This window comes from uncultured Porphyromonas sp. (assembly GCF_905372525.1).
GTDB lineage: Bacteria > Bacteroidota > Bacteroidia > Bacteroidales > Porphyromonadaceae > Porphyromonas.
In genome coordinates this window covers 1-21,594 of record NZ_CAJPPN010000042.1, presented here as the reverse complement: position 1 = coordinate 21,594, position 21,594 = coordinate 1, and the positions used below count along the sequence as shown (strand labels likewise).

The 21,594-nt window shown below is 58.8% G+C and carries 18 protein-coding genes; 11 read left to right on the top strand and 7 right to left on the bottom strand.

Features of this window, described 5'->3' with window-relative positions:
- Positions 1–93: 93 nt before the first annotated feature.
- Positions 94–897: a Cof-type HAD-IIB family hydrolase gene (locus QZ170_RS07665; protein ID WP_297179480.1), complete on the bottom strand. Its 804-nt coding sequence runs from the start codon at positions 895–897 to the stop codon at positions 94–96.
- Between the two features lie 562 nt (positions 898–1,459).
- Between QZ170_RS07665 and QZ170_RS07660 the strand changes: the two genes are divergently transcribed.
- Both QZ170_RS07660 and QZ170_RS07655 read left to right on the top strand, forming a co-directional pair.
- Positions 1,460–1,903, top strand: a complete 444-nt coding sequence (locus tag QZ170_RS07660) for a DUF695 domain-containing protein (RefSeq protein WP_297179478.1) — start codon at positions 1,460–1,462, stop codon at positions 1,901–1,903.
- Between the two features lie 7 nt (positions 1,904–1,910).
- A complete protein-coding gene (locus QZ170_RS07655; protein WP_297179476.1) occupies positions 1,911–2,606 on the top strand; it encodes a pimeloyl-ACP methyl esterase BioG family protein in 696 nt (231 codons plus the stop codon).
- Here QZ170_RS07655 and QZ170_RS07650 read toward each other — a convergent pair.
- Positions 2,565–2,720 (bottom strand): hypothetical protein, encoded by a 156-nt coding sequence (locus tag QZ170_RS07650; RefSeq protein ID WP_297179474.1) that lies wholly within the window; start codon positions 2,718–2,720, stop codon positions 2,565–2,567. The two genes, QZ170_RS07655 and QZ170_RS07650, sit on opposite strands and share 42 nt — an antisense overlap.
- 66 nt (positions 2,721–2,786) lie before the next feature.
- Here QZ170_RS07650 and glgP point away from each other — a divergent pair, with 66 nt between their 5' ends.
- Genes glgP through deoC form a run of 3 tightly spaced genes read left to right on the top strand, consistent with a single transcriptional unit; the run spans position 2,787 to position 6,637 of the window.
- The gene (glgP, locus tag QZ170_RS07645; protein WP_297179472.1) at positions 2,787–5,363 is read left to right on the top strand and encodes an alpha-glucan family phosphorylase; all 2,577 of its coding nucleotides are present in this window, start codon (positions 2,787–2,789) and stop codon (positions 5,361–5,363) included.
- Between the two features lie 21 nt (positions 5,364–5,384).
- Positions 5,385–5,735 (top strand): nucleotide pyrophosphohydrolase, encoded by a 351-nt coding sequence (locus tag QZ170_RS07640; RefSeq protein WP_297179470.1) that lies wholly within the window; start codon positions 5,385–5,387, stop codon positions 5,733–5,735.
- Positions 5,736–5,761: 26 nt separating this feature from the next.
- Positions 5,762–6,637 (top strand): deoxyribose-phosphate aldolase, encoded by an 876-nt coding sequence (deoC, locus tag QZ170_RS07635; protein WP_297179467.1) that lies wholly within the window; start codon positions 5,762–5,764, stop codon positions 6,635–6,637.
- Positions 6,638–6,950: 313 nt separating this feature from the next.
- Here the strand turns inward: deoC and QZ170_RS07630 are convergent, their stop codons facing one another.
- From QZ170_RS07630 to QZ170_RS07610, 5 genes are read right to left on the bottom strand one after another with little or no spacing between them, the layout of a single operon-like run.
- A complete protein-coding gene (locus tag QZ170_RS07630; protein WP_297179464.1) occupies positions 6,951–8,078 on the bottom strand; it encodes a VWA domain-containing protein in 1,128 nt (375 codons plus the stop codon).
- 3 nt (positions 8,079–8,081) lie between these two features.
- Positions 8,082–10,463: a DUF5682 family protein gene (locus tag QZ170_RS07625; protein WP_297179461.1), complete on the bottom strand. Its 2,382-nt coding sequence runs from the start codon at positions 10,461–10,463 to the stop codon at positions 8,082–8,084.
- A 4-nt stretch (positions 10,464–10,467) separates the two neighbouring features.
- Positions 10,468–11,547, bottom strand: a complete 1,080-nt coding sequence (locus tag QZ170_RS07620; RefSeq protein ID WP_297179458.1) for an AAA family ATPase — start codon at positions 11,545–11,547, stop codon at positions 10,468–10,470.
- Between the two features lie 24 nt (positions 11,548–11,571).
- Positions 11,572–13,086: a DUF5691 domain-containing protein gene (locus QZ170_RS07615; protein WP_297179455.1), complete on the bottom strand. Its 1,515-nt coding sequence runs from the start codon at positions 13,084–13,086 to the stop codon at positions 11,572–11,574.
- Between the two features lie 23 nt (positions 13,087–13,109).
- Positions 13,110–14,438: an SWIM zinc finger family protein gene (locus tag QZ170_RS07610; RefSeq protein WP_297179453.1), complete on the bottom strand. Its 1,329-nt coding sequence runs from the start codon at positions 14,436–14,438 to the stop codon at positions 13,110–13,112.
- A gap of 907 nt (positions 14,439–15,345) precedes the next feature.
- Between QZ170_RS07610 and QZ170_RS07605 the strand changes: the two genes are divergently transcribed.
- The 6 genes from QZ170_RS07605 (at position 15,346) to lpxB (ending at position 21,416) form a co-directional block, all read left to right on the top strand.
- Positions 15,346–16,563: an S-adenosylmethionine:tRNA ribosyltransferase-isomerase gene (locus QZ170_RS07605; RefSeq protein WP_297179450.1), complete on the top strand. Its 1,218-nt coding sequence runs from the start codon at positions 15,346–15,348 to the stop codon at positions 16,561–16,563.
- Positions 16,564–16,658: 95 nt separating this feature from the next.
- Entirely contained in the window at positions 16,659–17,240 is a 582-nt protein-coding gene (locus QZ170_RS07600) for a four helix bundle suffix domain-containing protein (protein WP_297179448.1), read from the top strand.
- Between the two features lie 182 nt (positions 17,241–17,422).
- Positions 17,423–18,964, top strand: coding sequence for a glycine--tRNA ligase (locus QZ170_RS07595; protein ID WP_297179445.1), 1,542 nt, complete (start codon positions 17,423–17,425; stop codon positions 18,962–18,964).
- A gap of 21 nt (positions 18,965–18,985) precedes the next feature.
- Positions 18,986–19,510: an FKBP-type peptidyl-prolyl cis-trans isomerase gene (locus QZ170_RS07590; protein ID WP_297179442.1), complete on the top strand. Its 525-nt coding sequence runs from the start codon at positions 18,986–18,988 to the stop codon at positions 19,508–19,510.
- A gap of 16 nt (positions 19,511–19,526) precedes the next feature.
- The gene (gene surE / locus QZ170_RS07585; protein ID WP_297179439.1) at positions 19,527–20,279 is read left to right on the top strand and encodes a 5'/3'-nucleotidase SurE; all 753 of its coding nucleotides are present in this window, start codon (positions 19,527–19,529) and stop codon (positions 20,277–20,279) included.
- Positions 20,280–20,288: 9 nt separating this feature from the next.
- On the top strand, positions 20,289–21,416 hold the full coding sequence (gene lpxB / locus QZ170_RS07580) for a lipid-A-disaccharide synthase (protein ID WP_297179435.1): 1,128 nt from the start codon (positions 20,289–20,291) through the stop codon (positions 21,414–21,416).
- Positions 21,417–21,594: the final 178 nt, after the last annotated feature.

Here is a 21,594-nt window from a genome sequence, read left to right as displayed (position 1 = left end):
CCCCACACTCCCCACCCACATAACGACAGCGGCTCCCCCTAAGTCGATCCTAGGGGGAGCCGCTGCCTGCGTCCTGGAGGGGAAGCGAGGGGACTAGGGGATGAGGTGCTCGAGGGCGTAGGCTACACCATCCTCATCGTTGGTCTTCGTGACTAGGGTCGTCATCCGCTGGATGTCCTCGGGGGCGTTGCCCATAGCTATAGAGGTGCCAGCGAAGCGAAGCATCGAGACGTCGTTATAGTTATCCCCGATAGCGATGAGGTCCCTCGGGGCTAGGCCGAGGCACTCGCTGAGTCGCTCTAGGGCGACACCCTTGTTTACCCCCTTGGGCACGAGCTCTAGGAAGACATCGCTGGAGCGGAAGGCATCGACCCGATCACCGAGCTGTGCCTTCACCGCCGCCTCTAGGGCAACGAGCCGATCGGTAGGCCCCACGGCGAGGCACTTCGGCAGGGGCTCTCGGAGCGAGGCGAGGAAGTCCTCCAGCACACATAGAGGCATCCCCGTGATGTCGATCTCCCGCTGTGCATACTCGTTGGCCTCTTCTTCGCTGAGGATCGCCTCCTCGGTATAGGTGAGGATACTTACCCCATGCGCCTTGATCAGGTGATAGAGCTGGGGGATGAGGTCTTCGTCTAGGGGCTTGGAGTAGAGCACCTCGCCAGTGGAGAGGTCGATCGCCTTCCCGCCATTGTAGGGCAGGAGGTAGCCCCCATAGGCCTTGAGCTCTAGGAGCTCGACGAGGTGACGGAGGGCGGGGGTCGGGCGTCCCGAGGCTAGGACGAGGCGCATATCCCGTGCACTCTGGGCATGGATGAGGGCTCGGCGTACGGGCTCGGTGACCTGGTGCTGGCTATTGACGACGGTGCCATCGATGTCTAGGGCAAGGAGTCTCATTGGCGTTCTTTACAATCTTATTCATTATGGATGTTTGGTGCAAAAGTAAGGCATTCACTAGAGACGCTCCCCCCGAGGCCAAGGCGAGGCCCCCCACAGGCGAAGGGAACGCCCCTCCCAGCGAGTCACCTCTCTCGGGGCAAGCGGATAGCCGACCCAGAGATATGCCTCGCTCAGCCTCTCAGAGAGCGCGTACTTTGTAGCTGATAGCGAGCCTCTATCGCATCGTGTGGTGCGTCTCTACCTTCACCCCAAGGACAGCCCCAGAGAGCGCCCTACGGGGATGATACCGAGAGCGTGGGAGTGTACACGCGTGTACACTGTTGTATACACGTGGGTACACAGTTGTGTACACGCGTGTACACCATACCCCCCTAGATAGTCGGGGTACACGGGGGGAGACTAAGACTAGGGGAGCGGTGCCGCCGTCACTGGGGGATACCCCTCGGCCACTTTGCCCTCGCCCCCCTAGCGAGGGCCGACCCTAGGGCGGTCACTACCCCACACCCCGTGCCTCATGTAGAGAGGAATAGATAACTTTGCCCCAAAGAAAAGACAACGAATGAAGCTAACAGACGACTGGTTCACCTCGCTGAGCCATACCGACGATGGGCAGATCGTCTTCGTGACCGTGCGCAAGGGGCTTGATGAGTTTATCGCCAGCCGCAAGCTACGGATACGTGTAGACCTCAGCCTGAGCTACGAAGCAGAGCCCGAGGGGATGCCCACCGAGGCTGCCGCCGAGCTCATCGAGGCCATTGAGCCCCAGCTACGTAGGACGATGGAACGGGACAAGCTCGCCATCCTCACCGGCAACTACACAGGGGGCGGTGTGAAGGACTGGACATTCTACACCCGACACCTACCTACCTTCGGCGAGCGGCTCAACGAGTGCCTTGCCCCCTACCCCCCTCTACCCCTAGAGATCAGCTGTGTGGAGGACCCCGACTGGGAGGACTATCACGAGATGCTCCAGATGGAGGAGACCGAGGAGGGCGACGAGTAGGGACGCTATGCAGTACCGCTTCTTCCGCCAGACCGAGGGTGCAGCGTGTACGGGACTCGTCCTGCACTTCAACGGCTGGGCGATGCCCCCAGAGGCCGTCCAGCACCTTCGCCTACCCCACGGCTACGACCTCCTCGTCCTCTGGGACTACCGTACGGATGCCCTCGCCCCCCTAGAGCTGGGGCAGTACGAGCAGATACACCTCACCGCCTGGTCGATGGGGGTATGGGCAGCCGATCGCTTCCTAGGGGTACACCCCGAGCTACGGGAGCGGATAGGCTCTGCTACGGCCATAGCAGGGACGGGCTATCCGGTGAATGACCTCCTCGGGATCCCGAGAGCGCACTGCGAGCAGACCCTCTCGGAGCTCACGGAGGAGAACCGCCCTCGCTTCAACCGCCGCACCTGCGGGGGCAAGAGCCTTCGCCACCTCTTCGAGGCACTAGCGGCTCGCCCCACCGAGGAGCTACGAGCAGAGATGCTCCGCCCCTATCACGAGAGCCTACTCACCCCACAGCCCAGCCCCAAGGTGGAGGCTCTGGGGCTCTGGACACGAGCCTACGTAGGTGCGAGGGATCGTATCCTACCCCTAGAGAACCAGCTCCGCTACTGGCGGGGGCAGGGGCTAGAACCCATCCTACTGCCCGAGGGGGAGCACTACCTACTGAAGCTCTTCACCCACTGGCAGGAGCTCTGGGAGTGAGTCTCCCTGAGCCCCTTCGCCCGCCGTATCTCGGGGACAAGCCCCCCCGAGGAACATAGGACGGGAGGCGAGGCAGACGAGCAGGCCGTCGGGGATGGCTTGCCCGATTATCATTACCTTTGCACTTTAGAGTAAAGGAACGTCACTTAATAGACAGAATATAGCTAACCCCTCACAGATATGATAGTAACAAAGCGTGCCAACGATCCCGTCTGGACGAATATCTATGCCTATGCTAAGCTCCCCCAGGAGCTAGCTCGCCTCGAGGAGCTCGCCCACAACCTCTGGTGGGTGTGGAGCCCAAGGGCTCAGCACCTCTTCGCCCGTCTCTCGCCCGAGCTCTGGGAGTCCACCGAGGGAAACCCGGTCATGGTCGCTCGCCAGCTCTCCTCCGAGGATATCCATAGGATCATCCAGGATCAGGCGCTCATGGATGAGCTCTCGGCAGTCTACGCCGACTACCGAGCCTACATGAGTGAGCCCCAGGATATGACTCGCCCCTCAGTGGCCTACTTCAGCATGGAGTACGGGCTGAGCAACGTACTGAAGATCTACTCCGGCGGTCTAGGTGTGCTGGCAGGGGACTACCTCAAGGAGGCCAGTGACAGCAATGTCCGCATGACGGCCGTGGGCTTCCTCTACCGCTACGGCTACTTCACCCAGACCCTCTCCCCCGAGGGACAGCAGCAGGCCACCTACGAGGCCCAGGACTTCGCCCAGCTCCCTATCGAGCAGATCTTTGACACCGATGGGGTTACCCCTCTCGTCCTAGAGGTCCCCTACTCCACCCACACGGTCTACTGCCACGTCTGGCGGGTCAATGTCGGGCGTATCAGCCTCTACCTCCTAGACACGGACATCCTACAGAATAGTGAGTGGGACCGCTCCATCACCCACCAGCTCTACGGTGGAGAGTGGGAGAACCGCCTGAAGCAAGAGTACCTCCTAGGTATAGGGGGGATGCTCCTACTGAAGCGTCTAGGCATCCAGAAGGAGGTCTATCATATGAATGAGGGGCACGCTGCCTTCATGAACGCACAGCGCCTGCTGGACTACGTGGAGGATGAGGGACTGCCCTTCGACGAAGCTCTGGAGCTCGTACGTGCCTCCTCCATCTACACCGTACATACGCCCGTCCCTGCTGGGCATGACTACTTCGACGAAGGCCTACTCGGCAAGTACCTCGGGCATATCCCCGCTCGTCTGGGTATCTCGTGGCATGAGTTCGTAGACCTCGGGCGGGAGCATCCCGGGAGCAACGAGAAGTTCTCCATGAGCGTCTTTGCCCTAAACACCTGTCAGGAGGCCAACGGCGTGAGCCTGCTCCACGGACGGGTATCGCAGGAGATGTTCTCCCCCGTCTGGCCGGGCTTCTTCCCCGAAGAGCTCCACGTAGGCTATGTGACCAATGGTGTCCACCTCCCCACCTGGGCCTCGGCTGAGTGGCAGGCTCTCTACAGCAAGTACCTCGGGGAGGACTTCATCAAGAACCAGACGAGCGAGAGCACCTGGGCTCGCATCCAGCAGCTCCCCAACGAGCTCCTCTGGGATACCCACCAGACCATCAAGCTCCGCCTGATCGAGCACATCCGCTCCTTCTACGGCGAGCGCTGGATACGCAATAGCGGCGACCCCGAGACGACAGTCTCCGTGCTGGAGGGCATCAACCCCAACGCCCTACTCATCGGCTTCGGCCGTCGCTTCGCCACCTACAAGCGTGCGCACCTGCTCTTCACCGACCTCGAGCGACTCGAGCGCATCGTGAACAACCCGAAGTACCCCGTACAGTTCCTCTTCACCGGTAAGGCTCACCCCGCCGACGGCGGTGGGCAGGGCCTCATCAAGTACATCCTAGAGATCAGCCGTCGCCCAGAGTTCCTCGGCAAGATTATCTTCCTCGAGAACTACGATATGCGTCTGGCCAGCAAGCTCATCGCTGGTGTAGACATCTGGATGAACACCCCGACACGTCCCCTAGAGGCCTCTGGTACCTCCGGAGAGAAGGCCGAGATGAACGGCGTGCTGAACCTCTCCGTACTCGACGGCTGGTGGTATGAGGGCTATCGTGAAGGGGCTGGCTGGGCACTCACCGACAAGCGTACCTTTGCCGACCAAGGTCTCCAGGACAAGCTGGACGCCACGACCATCTACGACCTACTAGAGAAGGAGATCGTACCGCTGTACTTCAACCGCGAGGGCAAGCCCTTCTCCGACGGCTGGGTACAGACGATGAAGAACTCGATGAACTTCATCGCTCCCCACTACACCATGCGTCGCATGATGGACGACTACTTCAGCCGCTTCTACTGCAAGCTCGCCCAGCGCTCAGCTCGCCTACATGCCGATGACAATGCCATCGCCAAGGAGCTCGTGGCCTGGAAGCAAGCCGTAGCCCGCCACTGGGATGACCTACAGATCGTCTCCGTCGAGGACTCCGGCAACACCAGCTACGGATCGAACCAGCGCCATACGGGTACCAGTGAGACCGTCCGCCTAGTCCTAGACTGTGGCGCTCTGACCTGCGACCTAGAGGTAGAGCTCGTAGATGCCCGTGAGGACGAGCACGGCAAGCTCAGCCTGGTGAGCCGTACCCCCCTCTCCCTCGTGGCCGAGCAGGGGACACGCTGCACCTACGAGGTCTCCTTCGTGCAGAATAGGCCGGGCAACTACAAGCGTGCCCTGCGCATCCTCCCCTCTCACCCCGAGCTCCCACACCGTATGGACTTCGCACTCGTACGTTGGGTAGCCCTTCCCTAGTCGTTCGCTCCTCCTAGATAGATGGATAGCGAACTTACCCTCTCCCGTGCTCAGTCTCTCGTAGACGAGTGGATACGCACCTACGGCGTACGCTACTTCTCCCCCCTGACCAACATGGTCCTCCTCACGGAGGAGGTGGGGGAGGTAGCGCGCCTGATGGCGCGTACCTACGGCGAGCAGAGCTTCAAGGCCACGGACGAGCCCGCGAACCTCGCCGATGAGCTCACAGACGTCCTCTGGGTACTCCTGTGCCTAGCGAACCAGACGGGGGTAGACCTAGAGGAGGCCTTCCAGCGGAACCTAGAGAAGAAGACCCGCCGTGACCGGGAGCGACACCGAGCTAACCCCAAGCTCCACGAAAGCACGGACTAATCCCCCTACTGTATACTCATAAAACCATGGCAGAGACAACCCCCAATAAGTACACCGAGGCCTTCGCCTCCTTCGCTCCTGCACTCAGCATCGAGGAGATCGACCAGCGCATCCAAGACATCCTCTCGGGGAGCTATGAGCGCAATAACACACGTGAGGTCAAGAAGTTCCTCCACTCCACCATCGACCTCACGACCCTCTCTGGTGCAGACACCGAGGAGAAGGTCACGAAGCTCGTAGCCAGTGTCAATGACTTCGAGGGCACCGAGGACGTCCCCTCCGTAGCAGCGATCTGTGTCTACCCCAACTTCGTCAAGACCGTGCGTGACGTCCTCACCGCCCAAGGGGTGCAGGTAGCGTGCGTCAGCGGATGCTTCCCCGCCTCCCAGAGCTTCATCGAGGTCAAGATCGCTGAGACGGCTCTAGCGATCGCCGCGGGTGCAGATGAGATAGACATTGTGCTCAACCTCGGCGCCTTCCTCGCTGGCGACTACGAGGAGGCCGCTACCGAGATCGAGGAGCAGCGTGCTACCGCCCGTGGAGCACACCTCAAGGTCATCCTCGAGACGGGAGCCCTACGGGAGCCCGAGCTCATCCGCCGAGCCTCCATCCTAGCCCTCTTCTCGGGTGCTGACTTCCTCAAGACCTCCACGGGGAAGGAATACCCCGGTGCCGACCTCAGGGCAGCCTTCATCCTCTGCTCCGTACTACGAGAGTACTACGACAAGTATGGGGAGCGACGAGGCGTCAAGTTCAGCGGCGGTATCCGCTCGGCCGAGGAGGCAGTGAAGTACTACTGCCTCGTCGAAGCCCTCCTCGGGGAGGAATGGCTAGACAACCAGCTCTTCCGCATCGGAGCCTCCAGCCTCGTAGGGAGCCTTCAGGCCGAGATCCTCGGCTAAAGCCCCTCCACCCTACCCCCTAGGGGCTGAAGCAAAGCCCCTAGACGACCACAAAGAAGCCCCTAGACGACCTCCATATGGAGTCCGTCTAGGGGCTTTCCCCTTTCCCTCTGAGTCCCCTATCTAAGCACCCCCACCGAGAGGGAAAGTATAGCTACTAGGGGACTAGGGGGCAAAGAAGAATAGCCCCTACCTCGCCCAAGGAAGGACCTCGGAGCGAAGCAGGGGCTGAACACGAAACAATACAGAAAAGTGTCTGTCCTAGGGAATACCCCAGAGCGGGGAGCACACCCACCCTAGGGCTACGCCTCGGTTAGCTCTTGATATTCTGGGCGACCCAGAGGCTGAGATCCTGCTTATTGATCGCAGCAGCCATCAGCTCAGGGAACTTGTCCGGGGTACAAGCAAAGGCAGGTACCCCGAGGTTCCCGAGGAAGGCTGCATTGCCTCGGTCGTAGGAGGGCGAACCGTCGTCATTGAGAGCGAGGAGTACGATCAGCTGTACCCCCGACTGCACGAGACGGACGAACTTCTTGCGCATCTCTCGCTCGTTGCCCCCCTCGTAGAGGTCAGTCACCAGTACCAGTGTCGTCTCCTCGGGACGGGTGATATGCTCCATACAGTAGCTGAGCGCGCGGTCGATGTCTGTCCCTCCACCGAGCTGGACACCGAAGAGCAGATCCACAGGGTCACTCATCTCGTCAGTGAGGTCGGCTACCTCGGTATCGAAGACGACCATACGGGTCGTGACGGCAGGGATGGAGGCTAGCACCGAGCCAAAGATCCCCGAGTAGATCACTGAGGCACCCATCGAGCCACTCTGGTCGAGGCAGAGGATGATGTCCTTCATCCCCCTGCGTCGCCGTCCGTAGCCGATACGTATCTCGGGGATAATGGTCTTGTAGTCGGGCTGGTAGTTCTTGAGGTTCTTCGTGATCGTCGTCCGCCAGTCTATCTCGTTGTAGCGAGGGTTACGTCGGCGAGAGGACTTGTTTAGGGCACCCGCTACGGCCTGCTGGGTAGGAGCAGCGAGGCGCCTGAGGAGCTCATCGACGACCCTACGCACCACCTCGCGGGCTGTAGCCTTGCTCTTCTCTGGGATCGCTCTGGAGAGGGACATGAGGGAGGCCACGAGATGCACATCGGGGACGACCCCCTCCAGCATCTCGGGCTCGGTGAGGAGCTCATTGAGGTGCAGGCGAGAGATAGCGTCCCGCTGGATGACCTGCACGACGCTCTGGGGGAAGAACTCACGGATATCCCCGAGCCATCGGCTCACCTTGGGAGCGGAGCCTCCTAGTCCCGCAGAGCGGTCTGAGTCGTAGACGGCCTCTAGGCAGTCGTCCATACGGGCCTCATCGGCAGAGAGGCTCACGCCAGTACCATCGGCCTCATCACCACCGAGGATGAGTCGCCAGCGCTTCAGATATTCTTCTTGCATGGTCTATCTTTTCTCATCTAGTCCTAGGAATTGGCGCAGTAGCGGGAGCATACGGTCAGCAGAGTCGAGGTCGAGGGCTTCGTCCTCGGGGGCATTGGTCGCCATAGCGGCCTTGTGTCCATCCCAGGAGCGAGCCTTCTCCCCGAGCTTGCGCCGCTCGGCTCGGCTGTAGTCTGCGAAGGTCCTACGCAGCACGGGTAGGAGCTCGTGAAAGGACTCTGCCGTGAGGCCACAGACCCAGTCATTGACTAGCGTCCAGAGCCGATCCTCTAGCAGCAGGAGCGTGGAGGAGGAGCGCAGGAAGCCCTCGAGCCAGTAAGCCATGTCTAGGGGCTTCATCCCTACAGAGCTGTGGTAGGAGAGGCTCTGGGCGATCTGCTCGCTCGGTAGGCGGTCGGCTTGGTTGAGTAGGAGCGTCGAGAGTCCTGCCAGCAGAGGATGTACCTGGATGGAGGTGCGGAGCTCCTCGAGGAAGGTGAGCCACTGCTCCCGTAGCTCCTCGTTAGAGAGCGTCGTCAGTGCTTGGTCTACCTCTCTTAGGGAGCCGTAGAGGTCGTCCGCAGCATCCTCGTCGATCCCCGAGCAGGCCTGCAAGCCCCCAGCTACACTACGGGCGACGAGTACCTGTAGTATTCCCTCTAGGTGAGAGAAGTCTAAGGCACGGACAGAGCCGTAGCGTAGGATACGGACGAGCTTGGGGATCGTGTCCAGCATCTCCGCCACATCGACCGAGGAGGCCGAGAGCTCGTCCAGACGACGGGTCATCATCACCACGAGTCCGGGGAGGTCAGCAGGGATCGCTAGATCTAAGAGATCGGTGAGGCTACGGATGCTCTGCGCCTGATGCGCCTGATGGCCTAGGTAGGACTCGGTAGCCTGCTGCAGGGTATTGCCCCAGACGGCCCGCTCGATGATCGAGACGATCTGCTGGGGCTGGTAGTGGAGCTCCCACTGCTCCTTGAAGGTACCCTTGCCCGAGGCATGACGCTCCTTCCCCCAGTCGATCCCGAGGAGGGATAGACGGTGGATGAAGATACTCTTATCGAGATCCAGAGGCTTGCGCAGGTCGAGCATGATGGTCTTGATCTCGGAGGTGAAGGGCAGACGCAGGCGCTTCTGCTGTCGCTCTATGTCTACCAGGAGGGGTACCTTGGGCACATCGTCGGGGACGCTACCGAGGCGGTTGCCGACGACGAGCTTCTCCTTGATTAGCTCCAGCAGGATCGGATCTCCGAAGCTCATGACGGTGACAGCTGCCTGGCTGTAGTCCTCCAGCATCGCCCGAGGGTAACCCTTCAGAGCGGCCATAGCGTGTGCTAGGCGGACGGTCTCGATGACATGGGCTACGGAGATGTCCATATTCTTCTTGCGAAGGAGCTTGGCCATCCTTCCCACCCAGAGCGTACCATCGTCCCCGGGGTGGTGCCATAGGTAGTCGTACCAGCCCGGGGAGGTGATCCCAGCGCCATAGCCACTGTAGAGGGAGAGTCGGTCGTAGGTCCAGGGGATCCAGGTCGTGGTGATCTTGATCTTCGGGAGCCCCTTGAGTCGCTCGTTATCATCCTTGACCTTGATCTTGCCCCGAGCCTCTAGGGCTGGGACGTGCCAGGCACCACAGATGACGACGATCACCCGGTCACCTGCCCGCTCGGCCTCACGGAGCTGCTTGCGCATCCAGGCTTCACGCTGTAGGTCGGACTCAGTAGTATGCTCGGGGAAGGCCTCCCGTAGGGCGGTCATCGCTTCGCTCACAGCCTGGAAGACCTCTTCCCCACCGGCACTGCTCTCCACACGGAGGTTCCACCAAGCCTCTCCATCCGATAGCCCGTCGATCTCAGCGAGGGCATCGAAGGGGTCAAAGGCTCGGAGTGTCTCTCCCTCCTGCTCCGAGTCCTCCGATGGGGCTGTACTTGTCTCCTCGGGGCTCTCTGCGGGAGTGGGGTCCTCTGCGGACGAGGGCTCCTCAGTCTGAGGGATACCTTCGGCGGGGGTAGGGGCTTCGGCGGGGGTTGAGTCCCCCGTCTCCTCGGCTTGCCCCTCGGCCTGCTCCTCATCCTTCTCCTGGGTAGAGGCTAGGCGATAGATGAGCGGTAGGTCAAAGAAGTGGAGCTCTACCCCCTCGGTAGCAGCATAGTACATCGCCTGCCACTCGGGGGAGAAGACGGCGAAGGGGTAGAAGACCGCATTCCGGGGGCTCGTAGGCTCGTAGGCCAGTAGCGCTACGGGGGGCTTCATTCCCTCCCGAGCGATCTGGCCTAGGAGCTCCTCGGCCTCGGGTGGCCCCTCGACGAGGATGAGGTCAGGGCGGAGTGTCCGGAGACGCTCCCGCACACGACGGGCAGAGCCTGGGCCGTGATGCCTGATCCCTAGTATATGCGTCGCCATAGCACTAGATCATGTCACGCGAAGCACGGTAGATATCCTTCCACCCATCACGCTGCTTGACGACGGTCTCCATGTACTCCTGCCAGACGATCTTGTCCTGCACGGGGTCCTTGACGACAGCCCCGAGGATCCCCGAGACCAGATCCTCGGCATGTAGGGCTCCATCACCGAAGTAGCCAGCCATCGCCAGACCGTTGTTCACCACGGAGATCGCCTCGGCGGTGCTCAGGGTACCCGTAGGACTCTTGAGCTTGGTCTTGCCGTCGGAGGTAGCCCCAGAGCGTAGCTCGCGGAATATGGTGACGACACGGCGGATCTCCTCTAGGGCAGGCTTCTCGGCGGGGAGCTTCATCACCTGCTCGAAGCTCTCGACTCGCCTGCGGACGATATCGATCTCCTCGTCCAGCGTGTCGGGTAGAGGGAGGATGACTGTATTGAAGCGACGCTTGAGGGCGCTGGAGAGGTCATTGACCCCCTTGTCTCGGTTGTTCGCCGTGGCGATGACGTTGAAGCCTCGGATGGCCTGCACCTCTTGGTTGAGCTCGGGGATAGGCATTGCCTTCTCCGAGAGGATGGTGATGAGGGTATCCTGCACATCGGAGCCTATACGGGTGAGCTCCTCGACACGGGCTACCTTACCCTCCTTCATTGCCTTCATGATGGGGGTCTCGACGAGGGCACCTTCGCTAGGGCCTTCGGCTAGGAGTCGGGCATAGTTCCACCCATAGCGGATCGCCTCCTCGCCCGTGCCAGCTGTACCCTGTACGATGAGGGTGGAGTTGCCCGAGATAGCAGCGGCTAGGTGCTCACTGACCCAGCTCTTGGCTGTCCCTGGGAGACCATAGAGCAGGAGGGCTCGGTCAGTCACAAGGGTCGCTACGGCTATCTCCATGAGGCGCCTACGACCTATGTACTTCGGGGTTACCTCGAAGCCATTCTTGAGCTTCCCCCCGAGGAGGTAGGTGACGACGGACTGAGGGGAGAGTACCCAGTTGTCGGGGATTGGGTTGGTCTCGTTCTTCTTTAGCTCGTGGAGTTCTTCTGCGAAGAGTTGCTCGGCATGTTGCCTTAGTAATGTGCTCATATTATACGTATGTAGTGTTCTTGTTTATTCGGCGGGTTCTTGTTTGTCCTGTGGGAATGCTTTGTCTAGGGCAGCCTTCGTCTGCATGATGAGGTAGAGGTCCTGTATCGTGGATTGCTTGGAGGCCGGCATCGTCTGGGGGATCATATCCGCCCCATCGGAATTGAGGCAGCCGGATAGTGAAGCCATTACCTTGGGGTGCAGGGATAGACCTATCTGCTCCAGCTTCTCTGGGCGGGAGTAGAAGTGGCTACTGGTGATGATGATCCTCAGGACTTCATTAGAGAAGTGGGGACCCCAAGCCTCCTCGTCCTCTGCTATCCACCGCTCAGGGATGCCATAGCGTGCCTTGTAGTGGCTGTAGTCTATATCCTCGCGCTGTGTGGGGGAGAGGAGCCCGACGAGCTCCTCGAGGGTATTGCTGTCGTTCTGTACCTGCAGCACCCAGTAGGCCCAGTAGCGGTCTCGTAGGGTGAGGATCGGACTCGTTATGGAGAAGTTGGAGGCGAAGGGAGGTGCCTTCGCTAGCCGCTGGGCAGCCACTCTCGGGTCAGTCGTCTCGTAGAACTCCATCCAGAAGGTGAGGGGGACACGCTCGGCGATCTGGCGTAGGATGTAGTGTTCATCACTCTCACCCTTGTTGGGGCTAACCTCGGCGATACCCAGCTCCTTGAGCTCGGGGCTGTAGGGGATCGGGGTATACGACCAGCCTAGTATACGCCCATACTTCAGATGCCCCCTTAGGAGCTCACAGTAGCGTCTGACGAGCTGCCCCGCTGGTAAGCTCCCGAGGAGCGAACGAGCGGCCTCACGCACCTTCTGACTGCGGTCCTTCGCCATCACGGTGCTGAGGAACTCTTCGTCCTCCATACTAAGCCCTATACTGAAGCATGAGAGTAGAGCCTCTCTACTGGCAGCCGTCTCCTCCCGCCAAGTACGCTCGACGAGGGGTATCGCTGCCCGGGGATCCTCCCTACGCACCTGTCTGAGGAGCTGTAGGCGTGCCCGCTGACTAGATACCTCCCAGTGCTCCACCTCTAGGGGGGGCTCAGCCTCTATCCCTAGGAAGGGGAGGCACCATCGTCCTCTATTGCCCGAGACCTTGAGCGCATCAGCTCTGCAGGCTACGCTGTAGCCTCCGTACTTCTTGTAGACCTCACTCAGGAGTGTGTATACACGCTCTGGGGAGATGATCTGCTCTGCCCGAGCGATGATGTCGAGCCCATAGGCCAGGGTACGAGAGAGTCCACTCGTCAGGAGCATCACCAGCTGGGACTCTACCTCCTGGGAGAGGTAGGGGAGCGTCTCCTCGGGGGACTCTGAGATGGGGTAGGCGACCTCTCTATCATCTGGCAAAAGGCCTGCTCGGCGGTAGGCAAAGACCAGCGCCGAGAGGCGATAGAAGGCCTCCTCGCTGTCCGCACTCTCCTGCTGGATCCGCTCCCACTCTGGCTGTAGCTTGGGCAGCGGACAGGTGCATGTCCTGCCCGAGGTGCCTAGTAGAGCTAGGCTGACTAGACTATTCGTTATACTACTCATACTTCGTTGGTGTGATACGCGTCCTATATGGTGTAGTAGCTGCCATCGTAATCGATGGAGATGAGCTGCCACTCACCTTCGTCGGCGATGATGAAGGCTCCGCAGGGCTTCCCGCCCGTCAGGGTCAGGAAGTGAAGGCCATGCTCTCTACTCACTGAGACAGGCTGTCGTCTGCCCCTCATGTCGTAGAGTGCGAAGGTATCCCCCTCTGGGGCGAGACGCACCTCATGGATCAGTAGGGGTACATAGCGGACGAAGGGGTTACAGCACATCTGGTCTCGATAGTCAACCATTGCCTCCTCTATACTGTCGTGATAGTGGATGATCACCTCCTTATCTACGATCTGGACATCCTGTACGAGGACTCGCCTATTGAGCCTGCCCTTGTATGGGAAGGCCTTGGCATGATACACCTTCCCTACCATCAGAGTGAGCTCCCCAGAGGGTCGCCCTGGGACGATGAAGCTAAGGCGCACAGTGATACGATCGCTCCGAAGACCATAGAGGTAGGTGGCCTCGGTCTGATTGTCCCCCACCTCTCGGGTCTCTCTGTGTAGGACGAACCAGTCGTCCTCTATCCCCTCCCCAGCGAGTACCTCATCCTGTGACTGAGGGATACCGACCATCGTCCGTAGCTCTGTCTGCCAGTCCTCGCTGAGGGTATCTATCCTACGGTAGGCGGAGAGGAGGAGGTAGAGACGGGAGAGGCGCTCGGTGAGGAGCTCCTTCCAGCCCTCGGTGTCATAGTCTATCTCGTAGATCTCATAGAGGCGCTGAGCCAGCCCCGGTGCCTGAGCATCCACCATCCTACGTGCCATCTCATGGATACTCCCCCGCTGGCTGGAGGCTACGTGCATGAGTCCCGTACGCAGTAGGTCCTTCATCCACAGCTCCAGCTCCTCTATCCCAGCTAGGATCTTAGCGTGACGGTTGGCTAGCCTACGGGCAGCCTGCTTAGGATCTTTGGGCTGTTCGCTCTCCTTCTTGCGCTCCTCGCGCTGAGCCTTCTTCTCGGCTGCCTCTGCACGTTTGTCTATCCAGGAGGTGACCCAGTCGGGCTCTTCCTCCTGAGTGAAGGAACCTTCGTTACGGGCATAGAGTAGGAGCAGACCTAGGGAGTGTTTGCAGGGGAACTTGTGGCTAGGGCAAGAGCATTTGAAGGCTATATTCGTGAGGTCTACTATCGTCTGGTAGGGAGACGACCCCGAGCCCTGACAGTGTCCCCATAGGGCTCTGTCGCTACATCGGAGCAGGGGCCACTTGCTGGTCTTTGCTTGGCCTTGTCCCGCTTTGACGGAGGCGGCATCGGGTGCGAGCTGTAGTATTTGGTCTTCGGTAAGTCTGATGGACATAGTGAAGTCTATTAGCGTTGTGTGACCAAAGGTAGTGATTATACTTGATAACTTTTATTTCTCCGCCCTACGGTGAGGGCCGACACTTGATCTCGCTCGCACACTCCTGCCTTCGTTTTTTCGGGGGGGATTATTCATATCCTAGAGAGCCTTAGCCTATCCCTAAAGATCCTACTTATTATCCCCAAGAAATAGACCTACAGGCAAGCCCTACAGAGGATATACTTAGAGCGAGGTAGTGTACACGCGTGTATACTGTTGTGTACACGTGGGTATACAGTAGTGTACACACGTGTATACTCATCCCTCCTAGGTAGGAGGTATTCGCTGGGCATATCTAGACTAGAATATAGATACTTCTATCTTCGGCGTGTACTCCCTCACGACCTTACCCTCGCACCATAGTGATTTCATACGTCAGCCCTGTACGGTCAGGGCTGACCGAGCATCACTCCTCTACGACCTATAGGGGGGCGATAAGCCCCTTATTTAGGGCGTTCCGAAGGGGTGTCCGACGCTCTCGGTAAGAACGCTTCAGCGCTCTCGGTAAGAACGCTTCAGCGCTCTCGGTAAGAGCGCTGAGACGATCATTATAGGAGCGCAGAGACGCTCTCGGTAAGAGCGCCGAGGCGTTCATTATAGGAGCGTGGAGACCCCCTCAGCAAGGGGCATCTCCAGCCCCTAGAGCTACGTATGATGGAGGGGAGGGAGTGAAGGAGAGGGAGAGAGGGGGGAGCAAAGGAGCGAGTGAGGAGGGAAGACTCCAGCCCAGAGGAAGGAAGAGCGGGCAGAGGAAGGACCGTATCTATCCTATCTACCGTATCTTTGTCCCCTGCATGGAGCACCCCGCCTCGGTGTGCAGAGTGCCCCATACGTGTCACAGATCCATTTGTCCTCATGTAGACCTATGTCCTCTATAGATCCCCAGCAGATAGCTATCGCAGACTACGACTATCCCCTACCCGACGAGCGTATCGCTCGCTACCCCCTGCCCGATAGGAGCAGCTCCAAGCTCCTAGTCTACCGTGGAGGGGAGATCAGCGAGCACACCTTCAGAGATCTGCCTGAGCTCCTACCCGAGGGTACCGTCCTCGTGCGTAATAACTCCAAGGTCATCCGTGCCCGCCTCGTCTTTCACAAGGAGAGCGGAGCACGCATCGAGATCTTCTGCCTCGACCCCTCCGTCCCCGAGAGCTACGAACGCTCCCTCTCGGCCACCGAGCAGTGCAGCTGGCACTGCATGATAGGCAATGCCAAGCGGTTTAGGCTCGACACAAGCCTCTACGAAGACCTCTCAGGCTCCAAAGGTCAGGTGCGCCTACAAGCCAAGCGTGTCGCCGAGGGCGAGGTGGCCTTCAGCTGGGACAACGCTCACTATACCTTCGGCGAACTGCTAGAGCTCATGGGTATCCTCCCCATCCCCCCCTATCTCGATAGGGAGACGGAGGAGAGTGACTTGACTACCTACCAGACCGTCTATGCCCAGCGGGAGGGATCAGTGGCAGCTCCTACGGCAGGGCTACACTTCACCCCCGAGGTCTTTGCCCAGCTTCGGGAGCGGGATATAGAGGTGCTGGACGTGACGCTACACGTCGGGGCAGGTACCTTTCGCCCAGTCAAGGCAGAGCTCATCGGAGGGCACGAGATGCACGCCGAGCTCATCTCCGTCTCCCGTAGCACGCTGGAGTATCTACGAGCGAGCCTAGGGCACATCATCGCTGTAGGGACGACCTCGGTACGCACGCTGGAGAGCCTCTACCACCTCGGTGTCTACCTCACCGAGCACCCCGAGAGTCAGCCCGAGGAGCTACACGTCAGCCAGTGGCAACCCTATCAGGGTGGGGAGGTCTATGATGCCGACCGAGCTCTAGGGACACTCCTATGTTATATGGAGTGTCATGAGCTCACGCAGCTCGTCTTCCCCACGAGTATCATCATCGCCCCGGGCTATGTCTACCGAGTCGTCCGAGGGATGGTCACCAACTTCCACCAGCCCCACAGTACGCTCCTGCTACTGATAGCAGCCTTGATAGGGGAAGACTGGCGGCGGGTGTACACCTATGCGCTGGAGCATGAGTTTCGTTTTCTGAGCTATGGGGATAGCTCACTGCTGATGCCCTATTAGACTTATTGGACTTATTGGACCTATTGGACTTAGGAGGTAGGTCTAATAGGTCTAATATTATCTATATTTGTGGACATGACTTAAATATACCCTGTATGTCCACACCTCATAGCTTCCTTCCGCAGAAGGGGCGGTACCGAGACCTCGTCGCCTTTCAGAAGGCAGAGTGTATCTATGATATTACCTTTTACTTTGCTCATCACTTCCTGGAGCGGGGTGATCGTACCATCGACCAGATGATACAAGCAGCTCGTAGCGGTAAGCAGAATATCGCTGAGGGTACCGCCGCCTCTACTACCTCCAGAGAGACCGAAATCAAGCTCCTCAATGTAGCCAAAGCCAGCCTCCAAGAACTCCTCCTCGACTACGAAGACTATCTGCGTGTACGTGACCTCGAGCAGTGGAGCCTAGGCAGCGAGAAAGCAACCCAGGCACGTAGAGCCTGCTGGAAATGCAACGACTCTGCCTACTACCGGGAGGCAATCAAAGTACGTCCCCCCTGCACGATAGCCAATATAGCTATCACCCTGATCCACCAGACCGACAGTCTCCTACGCAAGCTCATAGAGGCTGCTAAGGCAGCCTTTCTCAAGGAGGGTGGCATACGAGAGGAGATGTCTCGAGCCCGAAGAGCGACGAGAGAGCCGAGTTCGACGAAGAGAGAGCCGAGCTCCTAGGAATATTGGACTTATTAGACCTATTAGACCTATTGGACTTATTAGACCTAGGCGGTAGGTCTAATAAGTCCAATAGGTCTAATAGGTCTAATAGCTGATATTGTGTAACTTTGTCGTTTAGTAAATAGCCCCTCGTGGGCGATGAGGATATTTCTATCGACGAACTAGAACAATCAACAATAATGGCACAGCAAGAAGACCTCTTCAAGAAGGTAATCGCTCACTGTAAGGAATACGGCTTCGTCTTCCCCTCCTCCGAGATCTATGATGGCCTCGGCGCTGTCTATGACTATGGACAGCTCGGTAGCGAACTCAAGAACAACATCAAACGCTACTGGTGGGAGGCCATGACACTCCTTGCCCCCAATGTCGTGGGTATTGACTCCGCCATCTTTATGCACCCCAAGATCTGGAAGGCCTCTGGACATGTCGATGCCTTCAATGATCCCCTCATCGACAACAAAGACTCCAAGAAGCGCTACCGTGCCGATGTGCTCATCGAAGATCACCTAGCCAAGATCGAGGAGAAAATCAATAAGGAGGTAGCTAAGGCGGCCAAGAAGTTCGGCGAGAGCTTCGACGAAGCCCAGTTCCGCTCCACCAACCCCCGAGTACTCGAGTACCAAGCCAAGTGGGATGAGGTACATAGACGCTTCGCCGAGGCGATGAATGCCACCGACCTAGAGGGGCTACGACAGATCATCCTAGACTGTGAGATCGTCTGCCCCATCAGTGGCACACGCAACTGGACAGAGGTGCGACAGTTCAACCTCATGTTCGCCACCGAGATGGGCTCTACGGCAGAGGGTGCTATGAAGGTGTACCTTCGCCCTGAGACCGCTCAGGGGATCTTCGTCAATTTCCTCAACGTGCAGAAGACCGGACGTATGAAGATCCCCTTCGGGATCGCTCAGATCGGTAAGGCCTTCCGCAACGAGATCGTAGCTCGTCAGTTCATCTTCCGTATGCGCGAGTTCGAGCAGATGGAGATGCAGTTCTTCGTTCGCCCAGGAGAGGAACTCCGATGGTTCGACTACTGGAAGGACCTTCGCCTACGCTGGCACAAGGCTCTCGGTCTAGGAGACCAGAAGTACCGCTTCCACGACCACGAGAAGCTCGCCCACTATGCCAACGCTGCTACGGACATCGAGTTTGAGATGCCCTTTGGCTTCAAGGAGGTAGAGGGTATCCACAGCCGTACGGACTTCGACCTCAAGCGTCACGAGGAGTTCAGTGGCAAGAAGATGCAGTACTTTGATCCCGAGCTCTCGGAGAGCTACACCCCCTACGTGATCGAGACCTCAATAGGTGTAGACCGTATGTTCCTCAGCCTAGTCTGTGGATGCTATGAGGAGGAAGAGCTAGAGGGTGGAGAGAAGCGCACCGTGCTCCACCTACCCGCTGCCCTAGCTCCTGTCAAGCTCGCTATCCTGCCCCTCGTACGCAAGGATGGACTAGACGACAAGGCTCGTGAGCTGTACGACAGCCTAAAGTTTGACTTCAACTGCCAGCTCGACGAGAAGGACTCTATCGGTAAGCGTTATCGCCGACAGGATGCCATCGGCACCCCCTACTGTGTGACCATCGACCACCAGACGATGGAGGATGGTACGGTCACCCTCCGCCACCGAGACACGATGCAGCAGGAGCGCCTCCCCATCAGTGACCTCGCTAGCCGCCTCTCCGAGGAGACCTCGCTGAAGAGCCTCCTCCGTCGTATCTAACCCCCCCTTCACCTACCACTCATGATCAGCAAGCGCCTATATACACTTGGCCTCGGCCTCCTGACCCTCGTCGCCCTGCCTAGCTGCAACGACGCTATCGACACCCAGCAGCAGCGCCGCGAGAACAACGAGAAGGTCTTCCGTACCTTCAAGGGACGCGAGGGCTATAGTCCCGTCAGCATCCCTGGTATCTATGGGAGCAACTTCGTCTACATGAAGTATACCACCCACGGTAAAGGCAAGGAGAAGCCCGCAGCGACCGACAACGTCCGCTGTGAGTACACGGGCTACCTCACCACAGAGTGGGTAGAGGATAGTACCCAGGCACGTCCCTTCGACAGCAATACCAGCCAGACCCTCATCACCCCAGCACGAGTCAATACCTACATCACGGGCTTCGCTATCGCCCTGCAGAACATGGTCGTAGGAGATGCTGCCGAAGTCGTCATCCCCTGGTACTTGGGCTACGGAGGACAGACCGTAGGGGGAATTCCCTCCTACTCCAGCCTCTTCTTTAAGCTCAAGCTCGTAGAGATCGTCAAGTAACCCAAGAGAGAACTAAATGCATATACTCATCTCGAACGATGATGGCTTCCGTGCCGCAGGCATCCAGGAGCTAGCAGCCGCTATGCTCCCCTACGGCGAGGTAACCATCGTCGCCCCCGATGGCCCCCGCTCTGGCTACTCCGGAGCGATCACTACTACACAGCCCCTGCGCCTGAAGCACCGAGGGCAGGAGGGTGACCTACAGGTCTATAGCTGCGAAGGTACCCCCGTGGACTGTGTGAAGCTAGCCCTCAATACGGTCTTCGCTGAGAAGCGACCCGACCTCATCCTCTCTGGGATCAACCACGGGAGCAACGAGGGGATCTGTGTCAGCTATTCAGGTACGCTAGGTGCCGCTCGTGAGGGCTGTATCTATGGCATTCCTTCGCTAGCTATATCCCTCGATGATACGGCATGGCACCCTGACTTCAAGGACTCTATAGACTACACCCTACAGGTCGTAGAGATGATGAAGCGCACCACTCTACCCCGACAGACTATGCTCTCACTCAATGTCCCTAAGGGCGAGCCCAAGGGACTGAAGATCTGCCCGATGACGGTAGGACGCTTCGTAGAGGAGTTCGTCAATAGCCAAGATGGTCGGGGCAAGGAGGTACACTGGATGACGGGTTATCAGATAGCAGGTGACGATCCTCACCCCGGGGACTGGCACTATCTACGCGAAGGGTGGGCTACCCTCACCCCGCTACAGCTGGATACGACCAACCACCAGTACCTAGAGGAGCTACGCTCCCTAGCGGGTAGATAGACTAGAGCCATGCGCTACTTCCTCGTCGCAGGCGAAGCCTCTGGAGACCTACATGCCTCAGCACTCATACGAGCACTGAGGCAGGAGGATCCAGAGGCTTCGTTTGCCTTCATGGGAGGGGAGCGAATGCAGGAGGCTTCGGGTACCGCTCCTGTAGCCCACTATAGCCAAGTGGCCTTCATGGGTATCATCGATGTAGTGAAGCATCTGGGTACTATCATGAGGGTCGGTAGGGCTGTCCAGCGTGCTCTCCTAGAGTTCAGACCCGATGTGGTCATCCCTGTGGACTTCGCTGACTTTAACCTCCGCTTCATCCTTCCTTTCACCCGAGAGAAGCTCCCCGAGGCTAAGATCATCTACTACATTCTTCCCAAGCTCTGGGCATGGCGTAGTGGTCGTATCCGCAAGCTCCGCCAGTATATCCACCACGGGCTGTGTATCCTGCCCTTCGAGGAGAAGTACTTCGCTAGCCGAGGCCTCCCCGTCACCTATGTGGGCAACCCATGTACAGATGCGCACCTGACCTACCTTGGTGAGCATCCCGGGGAGGTCAAGCCCACTCCCCTCATCGCCCTCATCCCGGGGAGCCGTCGGAGCGAATTGAAGAACAACCTCCCCACAATGCTTGCCACCACCGCCCCCCTACTAGATCGTGGCTATGAGGTCACGATAGCTGGTGCTCCTGGACTGGGACGAGAGGACTATACTCGCTACCTAGAGGGCTATGAGGGTGTAGGCATTACCTTCGGGGATACCTATGGACTCATGCGCCGCTCTCAGTTAGCCCTCGTCACCTCCGGTACCGCTACACTGGAGACAGGATTGTGGCGTACGCCTATGGTCGTCTGCTATCGTATGGGAGGTGGTCGGGTAGCATGTCTAGCCTTCGAACACCTCTTCTCCGTACGCTTCTTCTCGCTCGTGAACCTCATCCTCGGTAGAGCAGCTGTACCTGAGCTCCTAGGCGATAGGATGAATAGGGGCGAACTCACCCGCTCTATCCTCCCTCTACTCGACTCAGGGAGCGAAGAGCGACGGGCACAGCTGGAGGCCCTAGAGGCACTTTGCCGGAGCGTAGGCACTACCCCCGCAGCACCCCGAGCAGCCCGCACCCTACTTACCCTCATGGGGCGGTAGGTAGCCACTCATACCTCCAGAGCCTACACACTTAGTCTCATCCGAGGCACGCCCCTTTACTCCCTACTTTTACCCTCCCCCACCCTCTTCGCTCCCTCTACTCTATATATTATTATGGAGTAGAGGGAGTGCTTCTAGTCTTCATCTGAGGCACCCCCTTTGCCCCCCACTTTTACCC